18 protein-coding genes are annotated in these 13,988 nt (G+C 68.5%); 8 read left to right on the top strand and 10 right to left on the bottom strand.

Translation table 11 applies throughout. From position 1 onward, the window contains the following. Positions 1 to 23 precede the first annotated feature (23 nt). Positions 24 to 869: an SDR family oxidoreductase gene (locus tag ACAG25_RS22130; protein ID WP_370490619.1), complete on the bottom strand. Its 846-nt coding sequence runs from the start codon at positions 867 to 869 to the stop codon at positions 24 to 26. A 9-nt stretch (positions 870 to 878) separates the two neighbouring features. Next, positions 879 to 1,367 carry an aminoacyl-tRNA deacylase gene (locus ACAG25_RS22135; protein ID WP_370490620.1) on the bottom strand — a complete coding sequence of 163 codons (489 nt, stop codon included), beginning with the start codon at positions 1,365 to 1,367 and terminating at the stop codon, positions 879 to 881. 222 nt (positions 1,368 to 1,589) lie between these two features. Here ACAG25_RS22135 and ACAG25_RS22140 point away from each other — a divergent pair, with 222 nt between their 5' ends. Next, positions 1,590 to 2,249 carry a sigma-70 family RNA polymerase sigma factor gene (locus tag ACAG25_RS22140; RefSeq protein ID WP_370490621.1) on the top strand — a complete coding sequence of 220 codons (660 nt, stop codon included), beginning with the start codon at positions 1,590 to 1,592 and terminating at the stop codon, positions 2,247 to 2,249. Next, a complete protein-coding gene (gene rsrA, locus ACAG25_RS22145) occupies positions 2,246 to 2,566 on the top strand; it encodes a mycothiol system anti-sigma-R factor (protein ID WP_370490622.1) in 321 nt (106 codons plus the stop codon). The genes ACAG25_RS22140 and rsrA overlap by 4 nt, the downstream gene beginning before the upstream one ends. Positions 2,567 to 2,611: 45 nt before the next feature. Here the strand turns inward: rsrA and ACAG25_RS22150 are convergent, their stop codons facing one another. Further along, positions 2,612 to 2,686, bottom strand: coding sequence for a 50S ribosomal protein bL37 (locus ACAG25_RS22150; RefSeq protein WP_011728008.1), 75 nt, complete (start codon positions 2,684 to 2,686; stop codon positions 2,612 to 2,614). Between the two features lie 177 nt (positions 2,687 to 2,863). Here ACAG25_RS22150 and ACAG25_RS22155 point away from each other — a divergent pair, with 177 nt between their 5' ends. Further along, the gene (locus ACAG25_RS22155; RefSeq protein ID WP_370490623.1) at positions 2,864 to 3,079 is read left to right on the top strand and encodes a biotin/lipoyl-binding carrier protein; all 216 of its coding nucleotides are present in this window, start codon (positions 2,864 to 2,866) and stop codon (positions 3,077 to 3,079) included. 29 nt (positions 3,080 to 3,108) lie between these two features. Next, positions 3,109 to 4,599 (top strand): sensor histidine kinase, encoded by a 1,491-nt coding sequence (locus tag ACAG25_RS22160; protein WP_370490624.1) that lies wholly within the window; start codon positions 3,109 to 3,111, stop codon positions 4,597 to 4,599. A 137-nt stretch (positions 4,600 to 4,736) separates the two neighbouring features. Here the strand turns inward: ACAG25_RS22160 and whiB1 are convergent, their stop codons facing one another. Both whiB1 and ACAG25_RS22170 read right to left on the bottom strand, forming a co-directional pair. Further along, complete coding sequence (whiB1, locus tag ACAG25_RS22165) at positions 4,737 to 4,991, bottom strand: transcriptional regulator WhiB1 (protein WP_152516228.1); 255 nt, start codon at positions 4,989 to 4,991, stop codon at positions 4,737 to 4,739. Positions 4,992 to 5,250: 259 nt separating this feature from the next. Further along, positions 5,251 to 6,216, bottom strand: a complete 966-nt coding sequence (locus tag ACAG25_RS22170; protein ID WP_370490625.1) for a diacylglycerol kinase family protein — start codon at positions 6,214 to 6,216, stop codon at positions 5,251 to 5,253. A 48-nt stretch (positions 6,217 to 6,264) separates the two neighbouring features. Between ACAG25_RS22170 and aroQ the strand changes: the two genes are divergently transcribed. Next, positions 6,265 to 6,708: a type II 3-dehydroquinate dehydratase gene (aroQ, locus tag ACAG25_RS22175; RefSeq protein WP_370490626.1), complete on the top strand. Its 444-nt coding sequence runs from the start codon at positions 6,265 to 6,267 to the stop codon at positions 6,706 to 6,708. Further along, complete coding sequence (locus tag ACAG25_RS22180) at positions 6,708 to 7,127, top strand: hypothetical protein (RefSeq protein WP_370490627.1); 420 nt, start codon at positions 6,708 to 6,710, stop codon at positions 7,125 to 7,127. Before aroQ ends, ACAG25_RS22180 begins: the two co-directional genes overlap by 1 nt. Here ACAG25_RS22180 and ACAG25_RS22185 read toward each other — a convergent pair. From ACAG25_RS22185 to ACAG25_RS22195, 3 genes are read right to left on the bottom strand one after another with little or no spacing between them, the layout of a single operon-like run. After that, positions 7,067 to 7,561, bottom strand: coding sequence for an N-acetyltransferase family protein (locus tag ACAG25_RS22185; protein WP_370490628.1), 495 nt, complete (start codon positions 7,559 to 7,561; stop codon positions 7,067 to 7,069). The two genes, ACAG25_RS22180 and ACAG25_RS22185, sit on opposite strands and share 61 nt — an antisense overlap. Further along, on the bottom strand, positions 7,558 to 8,655 hold the full coding sequence (locus ACAG25_RS22190; RefSeq protein ID WP_370490629.1) for an isochorismate synthase MenF: 1,098 nt from the start codon (positions 8,653 to 8,655) through the stop codon (positions 7,558 to 7,560). The genes ACAG25_RS22185 and ACAG25_RS22190 overlap by 4 nt, the downstream gene beginning before the upstream one ends. Then, positions 8,652 to 9,254: an acid phosphatase gene (locus ACAG25_RS22195; RefSeq protein ID WP_370490630.1), complete on the bottom strand. Its 603-nt coding sequence runs from the start codon at positions 9,252 to 9,254 to the stop codon at positions 8,652 to 8,654. The genes ACAG25_RS22190 and ACAG25_RS22195 overlap by 4 nt, the downstream gene beginning before the upstream one ends. 82 nt (positions 9,255 to 9,336) lie before the next feature. On the opposite strand from ACAG25_RS22195, the gene ACAG25_RS22200 reads away from it, so the two are divergent. Further along, the gene (locus ACAG25_RS22200; protein ID WP_370490638.1) at positions 9,337 to 10,140 is read left to right on the top strand and encodes a ParA family protein; all 804 of its coding nucleotides are present in this window, start codon (positions 9,337 to 9,339) and stop codon (positions 10,138 to 10,140) included. A gap of 6 nt (positions 10,141 to 10,146) precedes the next feature. Here ACAG25_RS22200 and ACAG25_RS22205 read toward each other — a convergent pair whose 3' ends face one another. Both ACAG25_RS22205 and ACAG25_RS22210 read right to left on the bottom strand, forming a co-directional pair. Then, positions 10,147 to 11,358: a hypothetical protein gene (locus ACAG25_RS22205; protein WP_370490631.1), complete on the bottom strand. Its 1,212-nt coding sequence runs from the start codon at positions 11,356 to 11,358 to the stop codon at positions 10,147 to 10,149. A gap of 15 nt (positions 11,359 to 11,373) precedes the next feature. After that, complete coding sequence (locus ACAG25_RS22210; RefSeq protein ID WP_370490632.1) at positions 11,374 to 12,861, bottom strand: DEAD/DEAH box helicase; 1,488 nt, start codon at positions 12,859 to 12,861, stop codon at positions 11,374 to 11,376. Between the two features lie 268 nt (positions 12,862 to 13,129). Here ACAG25_RS22210 and ACAG25_RS22215 point away from each other — a divergent pair, with 268 nt between their 5' ends. Continuing rightward, positions 13,130 to 13,858 carry a ferritin-like fold-containing protein gene (locus tag ACAG25_RS22215; RefSeq protein WP_370490633.1) on the top strand — a complete coding sequence of 243 codons (729 nt, stop codon included), beginning with the start codon at positions 13,130 to 13,132 and terminating at the stop codon, positions 13,856 to 13,858. Positions 13,859 to 13,988 lie beyond the last annotated feature (130 nt).

Here is a 13,988-nt window from a genome sequence, read left to right on the forward strand (position 1 = left end):
CCGTGGCGACACTCTCGCGTCGGCTACGGGCCCGTGTAGCCCGGAGGGTTGGCGCTCTCGACCCAGAGATCCACGCCCAGTTCGGCGCCGGGCACACAGTTGTACACCGACAGGTCGGTCACCCCGGAGTCCACCAGCACGTCCTCGCACAGCAGCGTGTTGCCGGTGAAAGTCGACGGCTTGGTCAGCACCGCGTACGCCGCATCGGAGTACACCTCGGGCTTGCGCGACCTTGCCATCGACTCGTCACCGCCGAGCAGGTTCTGCACCGCGGCGGTGGCCACCATGGTGCGCGGCCACAGCGTGTTCGACGCGATGCCGGCCTCACGCATCTCTTCGGCGATCCCCAACGCGCACAACGTCATCCCATATTTCGCCATCATGTACGGCGTGGGCCGCAGCCACTTCGACTCCAGCAGGATCGGCGGCGACAAAGTCAGGATGTGCGGGTTGTCGCGGCCCTTCATGTGCGGGATGCAGGCCTGCGACACCGCGTAGGTGCCGCGCACCTGGATACCGTTCATCAGGTCAAACCGCTTCAGCGGCACCTCCTCGATCGAACCGAGGTTGATCGCCGAGGCGTTGTTGACGCAGATGTCGATGCCGCCGAACTGCTCGACGGTCTTGGCCACCGCCGCGGCTACCGAGTCGCCGTCTCGGATGTCACCGACGATCGGCAGGGCCTGCCCGCCGACCTCCTCGATCTCCTTGGCGGCGGTGTAGACGGTGCCCGGAAGCTTGGGATGCGGTTCGGCGGTCTTGGCGACCAGCGCGACGTTGGCGCCGTCGGCGGCGACCCGCTTGGCGATGGCCAGGCCGATGCCCCGGCTGGCGCCGGAGATGAACATGGTTTTTCCCGCGAGCGACATGAGCTCAGACTAGATCGCGCGGATGTCGGCGACGGCTGCGTTGGTCAATCGCACCAGATCGTGCGGGTCGAGGCCGACCTCCAGACCGCGCTTGCCGGCGCTGCACAGCACCCGGTCCCAGTGCAGCGCGGAGGCGTCGACGACGGTGGGCAGCGCCTTGCGCTGGCCGAGCGGCGAGATGCCCCCGACGACGTAGCCGGTGGCACGCTGGGCGGCCGCCGGATCGGCCATCGTGGCCTTCGGGGCGCCCAGTGCGGATGCCGCGGCTTTGAGGGACAACTTCGCCGGTACCGGCAGCACCGCGACACCCAACCCGGTGGGCAGGGCGACGACCAGGGTCTTGAAGATCTGCTCGGCCACCACGCCGTCGCGGGCCAGTTCGTCGACCGCCTCACCGCCGAAGGAGTCGCTGCGCGGATCGTGGCGGTACTGCAGCACGGTGTGCGGTACACCGGCGCTGACCAGTGCGGCGATCGCCGGGGTTGCCGCGCGTGCCATCGCCACAGCGTAGACGGGCGGGAACAAGCGGCCCGGATGTCGGTGTTGACCTCACTGCGCGCACGAAGCGGTGCGTCGCTGCCGGGCAAGGTGTCACCGGCAGCCTCTAGGATCGGCAGAAGGGGATTGACGGTGCCTGCATTGGCCTTGATGGCCCCGCACGACTCGGCGCTATGGCCGAGGCACGGAGGCGCCGCGACAGAAGGGACGGTGTTCCCCACGATGACCGACTCCGACGGGCTGGCCACAGAGACGGCCCGCGACGACAGAACCGCACCCGCGCACGAAGAGACCGACGAAGAGCTGACAGCGCGCTTCGAGCGCGACGCGATACCGCTGCTCGATCAGCTCTACGGCGGCGCGCTGCGGATGACGCGCAACCCGGCCGACGCCGAGGACCTGCTGCAGGAAACGATGATCAAGGCCTACGCCGGGTTCCGCTCGTTCCGTGAGGGCACCAACCTCAAGGCGTGGCTGTACCGGATCCTGACCAACACCTACATCAACAGCTACCGCAAGAAGCAGCGTCAACCTGCGGTGTATCCGACCGACGAGATCACCGACTGGCAGCTGGCCGCGACCGCAGAGCATTCGTCGACGGGCCTGCGGTCTGCCGAGGTCGAGGCGTTGGAGCTGCTTCCGGACAACGAGATCAAGGAAGCGCTGCAGGCGCTGCCCGAGGACTTCCGGATGGCGGTGTACTACGCCGACGTCGAGGGTTTCCCATACAAGGAGATCGCCGAAATCATGGACACACCGATCGGGACGGTGATGTCGCGGTTGCACCGCGGCAGGCGCCAACTTCGTGAGCTGTTGAGTGAAGTGGCCCGCGATCGCGGGTTCCTTCGGGGGGAGCAGGCGGCCGAAGGGGTCACGTCATGAGTGACAGCGATATGTCGCCGCAGGAGCCGCGCTCCGAGGACGAGTGGCGTCCGCCGGTTGGGCCGATCGACCCCGAACATCCCGAATGTGCCGCCGTGATCGCGGAGGTGTGGATGCTGCTGGACGGCGAATGCACTCCCGAAACGCGCGAGAAGCTGCAGCAGCATCTCGAGGAGTGCCCGACCTGCCTCCGCCATTACGGCATCGAGGAGCGGGTCAAACGGTTGCTCGCCACCAAGTGCAGTGAGAAGGCTCCCGACAGACTGCGGGAGCGGTTACGCATCGAGATCAGCCGCACCACGATCATCCGCGGCTGACGTGCCGGCTGCGATCCCGGCGGGATCGCAGCCGCGGCACTCAGGTCAGGCGTTGGGACGCTTGCCGTGGTTGGCCTTCGAGTGCTTGCGGTCGCGCTTCTTACGGCCACGCTTGGCCATGATGAACCTCCAACAGGTCGTGGGTGGGGAACCCGCCGAGGCGGGTCGGTTGCGGTCCATTGTCGCACGACCCTCGGACAACGATTGTTTCCCCGCCGGCGGCGGCGGTGCAGGACCGCGCATGACCCTTGTGGTTCGATAGACGCTCAAGCACCGGTGGCAAGAGAGTGGGTGAAGATGGCCGAGGACGTTCGCGCGGAAATCGTGGCCAGTGTGCTCGAGGTCGTGGTCAACGAGGGCGATCAGATCGGCGAAGGCGACACCCTGGTGCTGCTCGAGTCGATGAAGATGGAGATCCCCGTGCTCGCCGAGGTGGCCGGGACCGTCAGCAAGGTCAACGTGTCGGTGGGTGACGTCATCCAGGCCGGTGACCTGATCGCCGTCATCGACTAGCCGGCCACTGCGCAGGCCACCCTCGCGTCATGTCGACCCTCGGTGATCTCCTCGCCGAGCACACCGTCCTGCCCGGCAACGCCGTCGACCATCTGCACGCCGTGGTGGGCGAGTGGCAGTTGCTCGCCGATCTGTCGTTCGCCGACTACCTGATGTGGGTCCGCCGCGATGACGGCATGCTCGTGTGCGTGGCCCAGGTGCGACCGAACACCGCGCCCACCGTGCTGCTCGCCGATGCCGTCGGGACCATCGCCGAACCCGAGGATCTGCCGATCGTCGCCGACGCGTTCCGGTCCGGCACGATCGGCCGCATCATCGTCGATGGCCAGGACGGCGATCACGGCCTGCGGGTGGAAGCCGTCCCGGTGCGCTACGAGAACACCGTCGTGGCCGTGCTGACCCACCAGACGTCGCTGGCGCCGCGCCAGGTGAGCCCGCTGGAAGCGGCCTACGTCGACTGCGCCGAGGACCTCCTGCACATGCTGTCGGAAGGCACCTTCCCCAACGTCGGCGACCTGGCCATCTCGCGTTCGACGCCCCGCGCCGGCGACGGTTTCATGCGACTCGACCAGACCGGTGTGGTGACCTTCGCCAGTCCCAACGCGATCTCGGCCTACCACCGGATGGGCTTCACCGCCGAACTCGAGGGGCACAACATGGTCGCCGTCACGCGACCGTTGATCTCCGACCCGTTCGAGGCGCAGGAACTGGCCGAGCACGTGAGGGAATCCCTGACCGGCGGTTCCAGTACTCGCATGGAGGTCGACGCCAACGGCGCCGCTGTCCTGCTGCGGACCCTGCCGCTGGTCGTGCACGGCGAACCGGTGGGCGCGGCGGTGTTGATCCGAGATGTCACCGAGGTCAAACGCCGGGACCGGGCGTTGCTGTCCAAGGACGCGACCATCCGCGAGATTCACCACCGGGTGAAGAACAACCTGCAGACCGTCGCCGCCCTGCTGCGGCTGCAGGCGCGGCGCACCACGAACCCGGAGGGCCGTGAGGCACTGATCGAATCCGTGCGGCGGGTGTCCTCGATCGCCCTGGTCCACGATGCGCTGTCGATGTCGGTGGACGAGGAGGTCAACCTCGACGAGGTCGTCGACCGGATCCTGCCGATCATGAACGACGTCGCCACCGTCGACGCGCCGATCCGCATCAACCGGGTGGGGGAGCTCGGCGTCCTCGACGCCGACCGCGCCACCGCGCTGATCATGGTGATCACCGAGTTGGTGCAGAACGCGATCGAGCACGCATTCGACTCGTCGACCAGTCGGGGGTGTGTGACCATCCGCGCCGAACGGTCCGCGCGCTGGCTCGACGTCGTCGTCCACGACGACGGACGCGGCCTGCCCGACGGATTCAGCCTGGAGAAGTCCGACCGGCTCGGCCTACAGATCGTGCGGACCCTGGTGTCAGCCGAACTCGACGGCTCTCTCGGGATGCACGAAGGAGCTGCCGGCGGCACCGATGTGGTGCTGCGGGTTCCGCTGGGGCGGCGGCCCCGCGCGGCGCAATACTGACGAATTCTGCCATTTGCCGAATCGATTTCGGCAGTCAGTGACACTTTGCTGGAAATGTGACGCAAATATCACCGAATGGCGGAAAAGAAGAACGGCCCCGACTTGTGTCGGGGCCGTTGCTTTAACTCGCGGGGCGATCAGACTCCGGTACGGGCCTTCGTCCGGGCGTTGCGGCGCTTGAGCGCGCGACGCTCGTCCTCGCTCATACCGCCCCACACGCCGGCGTCCTGGCCGGACTCAAGTGCCCAGCTCAGGCACTCCGCGGTGACGGGGCAGCGGGCGCATACCAGCTTGGCATCGGCGATCTGCGCGAGCGCCGGACCGCTGTTTCCGACCGGGAAGAACAGCTCCGGATCCTCGTCGCGACAGACGGCCTTGTGGCGCCAATCCATGACTATGAACTTCCTTTCGTATGCGCACGGGGGCGCACGAACAAAACGTTGGCTGTTAACACGAGCGCACAGAATGTTTCTGCGCTGTTGCATCCGATGTTTTCACAGGCTCGACGGATGTCAATAGAAGTTGTTCAACTCGTGTTCTATCTCACTGTGGTGGACCGTTGGCCGACCCATAACTCCGTTGTACTACGCTGATCTCACCTTGCGCCCAAAATGCCGGTGTGAGATCAGTTGCAATCGCCGTAGACGCTGGTCAGGGCCTCTTCGTCGACGTGACTGCCGGCGGCGCGATCACCGCGAGCGCGTCCGGGACCGCCGAGAAGTGCATGGTTTCGCGCATCCCGACGTAATCTCCGTCGATCTGGCAGGCCACCGGCGTGGTGCTCGTCACCTTGAGCCAGCGCAGGTCGTCGTCGCGGACCAGATGGCGCGCCTTGATCACCGGTTTCCGCGACAGCATCCGCCGTACGAGACCCAGGTTCGCCCACACGCTCATGCTCGTGGTCGCGAACACCCCCAGCCCGGTCTCGAACGTGGTGTCGGGGTTCGTCCAGACCGGTCGCGCATTCGCGTAGGTCCAGGGGCTGGAGTTGGACACGAACGCGAAGTGCACGCCGTCGACCGGTTCGCGGTCGGGCAGATGCAACGTCAACGTGGGCTCCTTGCGCACGCTGGCCAGGACTTCCCGGATCGCGACCCGGATGTAGCGCGACGCGGTGACCTTGCGGCCGCGGGCGCGTTGCGCCTCGACGGCGGCCACCACGTCGCCGTCGACACCCATCCCGGCGGTGAACACGGCCCACCGCTCGCCGCAGTCCATCAGTCCGATGCGCCGCCACGTGCGCGTGTGCCGATGCTCGCCGAGCAGATCGACGAGCTGATTGGTGGCCTCGATCGGGTCGGGACTGATACCGAGGGCACGCGCGAACACGTTCGCCGAGCCGCCCGGCACCACGCCGACGGCGGGACCCACACCGGACGTTCCGGACTCGGCGAGGATGCCGTTGACCACCTCGTTCACCGTGCCGTCCCCGCCGTGCACGATCAGCACGTCGACACCGGCGCGCGTCGCCTCGCGGGCCAACTCGATGGCGTGCCCGCGATGGTCGGTGTGCGCGACGGTGAGCTCGACGCGGCTCTCCAGGGCGTGGGCCAGCAGGTCGCGGCCGGCCGGGGTCGTCGATGTGGCGTTGGGGTTGACGATCAGCACGGCACGCACGGGGCCTGAGCCTAACCGGCCGGACACAGGCGCCGGTACCGTACAACGGTGACCGAACGCCGACTCCTGCTCGTCAACGGGCCGAATCTGAACCTGCTGGGCACCCGTCAGCCCGAGGTGTACGGCACCACCACGCTCGCCGAGATCGAGGCGCGGGTGACCCGGGTGGCCGCCGACGCCGGCTTCGCAGTGCGCGCCGTGCAGAGCAACCACGAGGGCGCGCTCGTCGATGCGATCCAGGAGGCCCGCACCGACTGCGTCGGCATCGTGATCAACCCCGCCGCCTACAGCCACACCTCGATCGCGATCGCCGACGCGCTGCGCTCGGTGGGGCTGCCGGTGGCCGAGGTGCACCTGAGCAACATCCACGCCCGTGAGACGTTCCGGCACCACTCGTATGTCTCGGCGGTGGCCGAGGTCGTCATCGCCGGTGCCGGCCCCCTGGGATACGACTTCGCCGTGCACTACCTGGCGGATCGGTTGGCGACCTGATGCCTCCGGCAGTACGCCTCGCCGGCGCGATCGTGGCGCTGCAGGGATTTCTGGGCATCGTCATGGCCGTGGTGCTGACGGTGCGCGAGATGAACGGGCACCGTGAGGTGGCGATCAGCGGCTACGGCACCGCCGGCTGGTTCGTGATCATGGGTTCGGGTGTGCTGGCCGCCGGTTGGGCGCTGCTGACCGGGCGACGCTGGGGACGCGGCATCGCGATCTTCGCCAACCTGTGCCTGCTCGGTGTGGCCTGGTATGTGTTCAGCTCGGGACGGCTGCCGTACGCGGTGGCGGTGGCGGCCGTGTCGGTCGCCGTGCTCGGCCTGCTGTTCAGCCGGTCGGCGTTGCACTGGCTGATTCAGCCCGGGCCGGACACCGATTCGGCCAACTCGGCCAACCGCCGCCCCGACACCCGGTAGGTGGTCCACTCCGTCTGCGGTTGCCCGCCGACGCCGTCGTAGAGTGCGATGGCGTCGACGTTCCAGTTGAGCACCGCCCACGTCAGCCGGCTGTAACCGCGATCCACGCACTCGCGGGCCAGCGTCGCCAGCAGTCGGCGCGCCAGGCCCCGCCGACGGAACTGCGGACGCACGAACAGGTCTTCGAGGTAGATGCCGGCCACGCCGTCCCACGTGGAGAAATTGCGGAACCACAACGCGCACGCCGCCGCCCGGCCGTCCACCTCGACGACGTGACCGAACAGCACGGGGTCGGGACCGAAAAGCGCGTCGCGCAACTGGTTTTCGGTCACCGTGCACTCGTCGGCGGCGTGCTCGAACTCGGCGAGTTCGCCGATCATCGCGACCAGCTCGGCTTCGTCGCCGGGTCGTGCCACGCGAATGGTCTCCGTCACTGCTGCACTCCCAGCGCCGACAGGATCGTCCGGAACTTCGTGGTGGTCTCGGCGACTTCCTCGTCGGGGTCGGATTCGGCGACGATCCCGCCCCCGGAATGTGCCACCGCAGAACGCCGATCGGCCGACAACTGTGCCCCGCGGATCGACACCACCCATCGCCCGTCGCCGCACTGATCGCACCACCCGACCGCCCCCGCATAGAACCCGCGGTCGCCCTCCACCTCGGCGATCAACGCGGTCGCCCGGTCGGTCGGGGTTCCCCCGACCGCCGGGGTCGGGTGCAGCGCGACCGCCAGATCCAGGGCGGTCGTGGAGGATTCGCGCAAGGTGCCGGTGATCGGGGTGGCCAGGTGCCACACCGCCGCGGTCTTGCTCAGCTCCGGTTGGGGTGCGATCGAGACATCGGTGCACAGCGGTTCGAGCGTCTGGCGCAACGCGTCGACGACGAGTTGGTGCTCATGTCGGTTCTTGGCCGAATCCGCCAGTGCGGCACCGTTTCCGGTGTCGGTCTCGGGATCGGGGGAGCGGGGTGCGGACCCCGCGAACGGGCGACACCACACCCGCTGACCGCGGCGAGCGACCAGCAATTCCGGGCTGGCGCCGACCATGGCGACGCCCGAATAGCCTTCGCCGGCCGCCGACAGGTCGACCAGATACTTCGTCGCCTCGGCGTCGGCGCCGTGCAGGCGGTGCAACAGGGTACGGGCGTCGACGGGTGCATCGGCGGCCAGATGCAGGGATCGGGCCAGGACGACCTTCTGCAGCCCGGCCGCAGGATCCGACAGACGCGCGACGGCCGCGGCGACCCGGCGGCGGTGCTCGTCGGCGTCGGGAGACATGCCCGCCACCTGCACCGCGGGTAGTTCGCGCAGCGGCCAGTCCGGCAGCCGGTCGGTGAACTGCGCGCTCTGCGGCCGGATCAGTGCTGCCGGGGACGACAGGTCGAATGGCAACGCGCCCACGATGATCGGCGCGCTACCGGAGGCCAGCGCCGCGCGCGCATCGGCGATGGTCGGGAACGCCGTCTGCACACCGTCGCCGACGACCACCCCCTCGGGTCCGGCGAAGACGAACGCCGGCTCGCGGGTCACGTCGGATCCGGGTCGCCGGTCAGCGCCAGGGCGCTGAGTTGCCGGACACCGTGCTCGAAACCGCACACCGCGACGGACACCGCCGGCATCGCGAACCGGATGCCCTCGTAGACGGGTTGTTCGATCCAGCGGGTGATCACCGCGCGGGAGAAATGTCCGTGGCCGACGAACACCACGTCGCGGGTCTGCAGGTGCGCCAACGCCGACGCGACCGCGGTGTCGGCGCGCGCGCAGACCTGCGCGGTGGTCTCCCCGCCGGGACACCCGTGCGTCCACACCAGCCAGTCGGGGACCGTCTGCCGGATCTCTTCGGTGGTGCGGCCTTCGTAGTCGCCGTAATCCCATTCCACGATCGAGGAATCCAGGGCGTCGACACGCAATCCCGCCAACTCGGCGGTCTGCACCGCGCGGCGCCGAGGGCTGCACGCGACATAGGGCTGCTGCAGGTTCAGATGCTCGAGGACGTCGGCGGCGGCGCGCGCCTGACGGCGGCCGCGGTCGGTGAGGTCGAGGTCGGTGCGGCTGGTGTGCTGACCGGTGATCGACCATTCCGTCTCGCCGTGGCGGAGCAGGATCAGCCGGTGCTGCAGAAGGCCCACGCCCACCGATTGTGCCGCACCCCCGCACTCACGCGCGCCACGCGGGTCTGTCGGCGGACGACTTTTGACCGGGCATGTCAAGATGGTCGGTGTGACGCGAGTACTTGCGGTCGCCAATCAAAAGGGTGGGGTCGCCAAAACGACGACGGTGGCGTCGCTCGGTGCGGCGATGGCGCAGCTCGGTAAGCGCGTCCTTCTGGTGGACCTGGATCCGCAGGGGTCGTTGACGTTCTCCCTCGGCCACGACCCAGACAAGCTGCCGGTGTCGGTGCACGAGGTGCTGCTCGGTGAGGTCGAACCCGACGTCGCGCTGGTCGAGACACCCGAGGGGATGACGCTGCTGCCGGCCAACATCGACCTCGCGGGTGCGGAGGCGATGCTTCTGATGCGCGCGGGCCGCGAACACGCCCTCAAGCGCGCACTTGCCAAGCTCGAGGACACCTACGACGTCGTGATCATCGACTGCCCACCGTCGTTGGGGGTGTTGACGCTCAACGGTCTCACCGCCGCCGACGAGGTCATCGTCCCCTTGCAGTGCGAGACGCTCGCGCACCGCGGCGTGGGGCAGTTCCTGCGCACCGTGGCCGACGTGCAGGCGATCACCAACCCCGATCTGAAGCTGTTGGGCGCTCTTCCCACGCTGTACGACGCCCGCACCACCCACAGCCGCGACGTGGTCCTCGATGTCGCAGACCGCTACAACCTGCCGGTGCTCTCCCCGCCCATCCCGCGCACGATCCGGTTCGCCGAGGCCAGTGCGTCGGGTTCGTCGGTGATGACCGGCCGGAAGAACAAGGGTGCACTGGCCTACCGTGATCTGGCCGACGCGCTGGTGAAGCACTGGAAGACCGGCAAGCCGCTGCCGACGTTCGCCCCCGAGATCTGAGGCGGATCAGCCCAGCGCGACGATCTCGTCGCCCCGCTGTTCGATTACCGTCGTACCGGCCACGGCCGGAACCACCGGACCGTCCACGCGGGCACGCTGCACCGGGATGTGGCGGTCACCGGCGCCGGTGAGCGGATCGAACACGTCGTATCCGCCGGTGACCGGCACCATCAGCTTTCCGGCCATGATCGTGGCGGGACCCACGGGCGCGTTGTCCCCGGCCGCGGCGACGCTGTACTTGTACTGAAGATCGTTGGCGGAGAACACCATCAGGGTGTCGCCGGTCCACCACGTCAGCAGGTCCCCGACCCGGGACGCGGTGGCGTGCGGGGACGCCGGGGTGGTGACCACCGTGCTGTCGATCGTCACGCCGGTGCTGTCGATGATGTCGACGCGCGGTGCCGGGGTCGACACGTACACCGCCGTGGTCGTTCCGGCCACCGCGACCACGCGTGCGCCGCTGCCGTCGGGAACCCCGTTCTGTTGGACGTACTGGATCTCCGGGACGTCCTCCTCGTCGGAGGGGCGCAACAACGTCAGCCGTAGATCGGACTGGTTGCCGCACGCCTCGAGCACCGACACCATCGACGAACTCGCGCCCGCCGACACCAGCCGGCACAGCGGTTCGACCGGCACGTCCGGTTTGATCGGTGCGTCGAGCGCGCCGTAGCTGAGCATCCGCACCATGTCCGAGCGCCACAGCTCCAGACGCGAGGATCCCCACGACAGGACCGTCGTGCCGTCGGCGGACAGGTGCACCTCGCGGTCGGCGTAGCTGGTGCGCGCCGGACCGCGCATCCCGGTCTCGGCGTCGACGGTGCTGACCTGGCCGCAGCCGCGCCGATCCGGGTACACCGCCACGGCGTAGCTGTAGACCCAGCTCACCGCACACAGTTCCCGGTCCCGGGCGTAGGTCCACAGCACGTCCCCGGTGGCGGGGTCGCGGCCGTCGACGGTGGAACCGTCACCGGTGACCACCGCGCCGGCGACGACCAGCGCACGGGTGGTCTTCGCGCTCGGCGCGGTCCACAGCGGGGTCAGTGAGTCGGGGACCGCCCCGGCGTCCTCCAGGGACGCCACGGGGGAGGCTGCGGGACGGCTGGTCGTCGCGCGCACGTCACTGTTCCACCACACCACCAACGCGACCAGCGCGATGACGGCGATGAGCGCCGCTGCCACCAACAGATCCGCGCGGGTGCGGCGTTCGGGTTCGACCATCGAGCGCCGGGACGGTTAGCTGGTCGGAGCCGCGGCCGTCTTGCTGGGGCGGCGGCGCCGACGACGCCGACCCGACGTGGAGCGCGCCTCACCGGTGGCGTCGGCGCTCTCGGCGTTCTCGCCGTCGGCCGGCTTGGCCGCGTCCGCGGTGTCCGGGTGCCCGCTGACCGGCTTGCCGCCGCGGGTGCGGCGACGGTTGCGGTTGCGGGCGGGCTTCTCGCGACGTTCGCGCGGCTCCGGCGGCTCCTTGTCCGCGGTGCGCTTCGGCCGGCCGATCGACCCGCTCGCGTCGGCGGGGATGTTGAGCTCTTCGTAGAGATGCGGCGAGCTGGAGTACGTCTCGACGGGCTCGGGGATGCCGAGGCCCAGCGCCTTGTCGATCATGGCCCAGCGGGGCAGTTCGTCCCAGTCGACCAGAGTGACCGCGATACCGGTCTTGCCGGCGCGGCCGGTACGGCCGATGCGGTGCACGTAGGACTGTTCGTCCTCGGGGATCTGGAAGTTGATGACGTGGGTGATGTCGTCGATATCGATGCCGCGTGCCGCGACATCGGTGGCCACCAGCACGTCGACGTCGCCGGTGCGGAACGCCTTGAGCGCCTTCTCGCGGGCACCCTGGCCCAGGTCGCCGTGCACTGCGCCGACCTTGAAGCCGCGCTCGCCGAGTTCGTCGGCGACCTTCTGGGCGGTGCGCTTGGTGCGGGTGAAGATCATCGTCGCGCCGCGGTCCTGCGCCTGCAGGATGCGGGCCACCATCTCGACCTTGTCGAGCGCGTGCGCGCGGTAGGCGAACTGCTCGGTGCTGTCGTGGGTGGCCGCGGAATGCGGGGCCTCGGCACGGATGTGCGTCGGCTGGGTCATGAACGTGCGGGCCAGCGTGATGATCGGGTCGGGCATGGTCGCCGAGAACAGCATCGCCTGGCGCTGGTCGGGGATCTGCTTGAGGATCCGCTCGATGTCCGGGAGGAACCCGAGGTCGAGCATCTCGTCGGCCTCGTCGAGCACCAGGGTGGACAGCCCGCCGAGCTGCAGATGCCCCTGCTGGGCCAGGTCGAGCAGCCGGCCGGGGGTGCCGACGACCACGTCGACACCCTTCTGCAGGGCCTCGATCTGGGGCTCGTAGGGCCGTCCGCCGTAGATGGCGGTCACGGTGAGCTTGCGGTTCTCGTCGGCCTGCAGGTACTTCGACGCGGCGACCAGGTCGCCGTGGACCTGGATGCACAGCTCGCGGGTCGGGACGACGACCAGCGCCCGCGGGATGCCGGTCAGGGCCCGGTCGGCGTCACTGGTGATGCGGTGCAGCAGCGGGACGCCGAAGGCGTAGGTCTTGCCCATGCCGGTGCGGGCCTGACCGATCAGGTCTTCGCCGGCCAGGGCCAGCGGCAGGGTCAGCTCCTGGATGGCGAACGCGTTGGTGATGCCGCTCTCGGCCAGCGCCCGCACGATCTCGTCGCGGACGCCGAGCTCGGCGAAGGAAGGGGTGGTTTGTGTAGTTGCAGTCATGCTGGGTGGACGAAGCCTTTCACTGATCTGTCCTCATGCGGTTTCCACGCGCGCACGAGTTGTGAAGAGAACTTCGCGGGGCCCAGCGCTGAGGGGGCGGGCCGCACGTGCACGCACATTGCCAAGGTGTCTGCGACATGAACTGTCGGCGGGACCCGGTATGCGATCTGTCGACATGGACGCCGACACCGCGTTCCATGGTAACGGGTCGAAGCCCCGAAAGCCGCACGCGGCGATCGTCGACACCGCCGGAGTCTAGAGTTGCACCATGACTTCGAGGCCGACTTCGCCGCCGATCTCGCCGCCCTCCGCGCCGGTCACCGGGGACGCCGAAGCCCCCGCGGCAGCCTCACCCATCCAGTCCGATCACCCCGGGATCAATGAGCTGTTCGCGCTGTTGGCCTACGGCGAGGTGGCCGCGTTCTACCGGCTCACCGAAGAGGCCCGCATGGCCCCCAACCTGGTCGGACGCATCAACATGGCCAGCATGGCGGCCGCGGAGATGAACCATTACGAGCTGCTGCGCGACGCGCTGGAGCGCCGCGGCGTCGACGTCGTGCCGGCCATGACGAAGTACGCGTACGCACTGGAGAACTATCACCGGTTGACCACGCCGAGCACCTGGTTGGAGGCTCTGGTCAAGACCTACATCGGCGACGCGATGGCCGCTGATTTCTATCGCGAGATCTCCGGTTCGATGCCGCCCGAGGCGGCCGATGTGGTGCGTTCGGTGCTCTCGGAGACCGGGCACTCGCAGTTCGTGGTGGCCGAGGTGCGCGCCGCGGTGACCGCCAGCGACAAGCAGCGGCATCGCCTGGCGCTGTGGTCGCGCCGGCTGCTCGGCGAGGCGATCACCCAGGCGCAGTACGTGCTCGCCGACCACGACGAGCTCGTCGACCTGGTGATGTCCGGAGGTGGGCTGGGGCAGATGACCGACTTCTTCGATCGTCTGCAGCAGACCCACAGCACGCGCATCCAGGAACTCGGCCTGGGCTGAGCCCCGCCCCCGTTTTTCTCGCCGAAATTGCATTCCACGCGCGTCAAAAGGCGGCGGATTCATACGGTGAGTGCAACATCCATTGATCTGGGGAGTTGCTATGCCGTCAGGAGTGCCGGTGCCGCTGTCG

The organism is Mycobacterium sp. pV006, assembly GCF_041287115.1.
In the GTDB taxonomy this organism is placed as follows: domain Bacteria; phylum Actinomycetota; class Actinomycetes; order Mycobacteriales; family Mycobacteriaceae; genus Mycobacterium.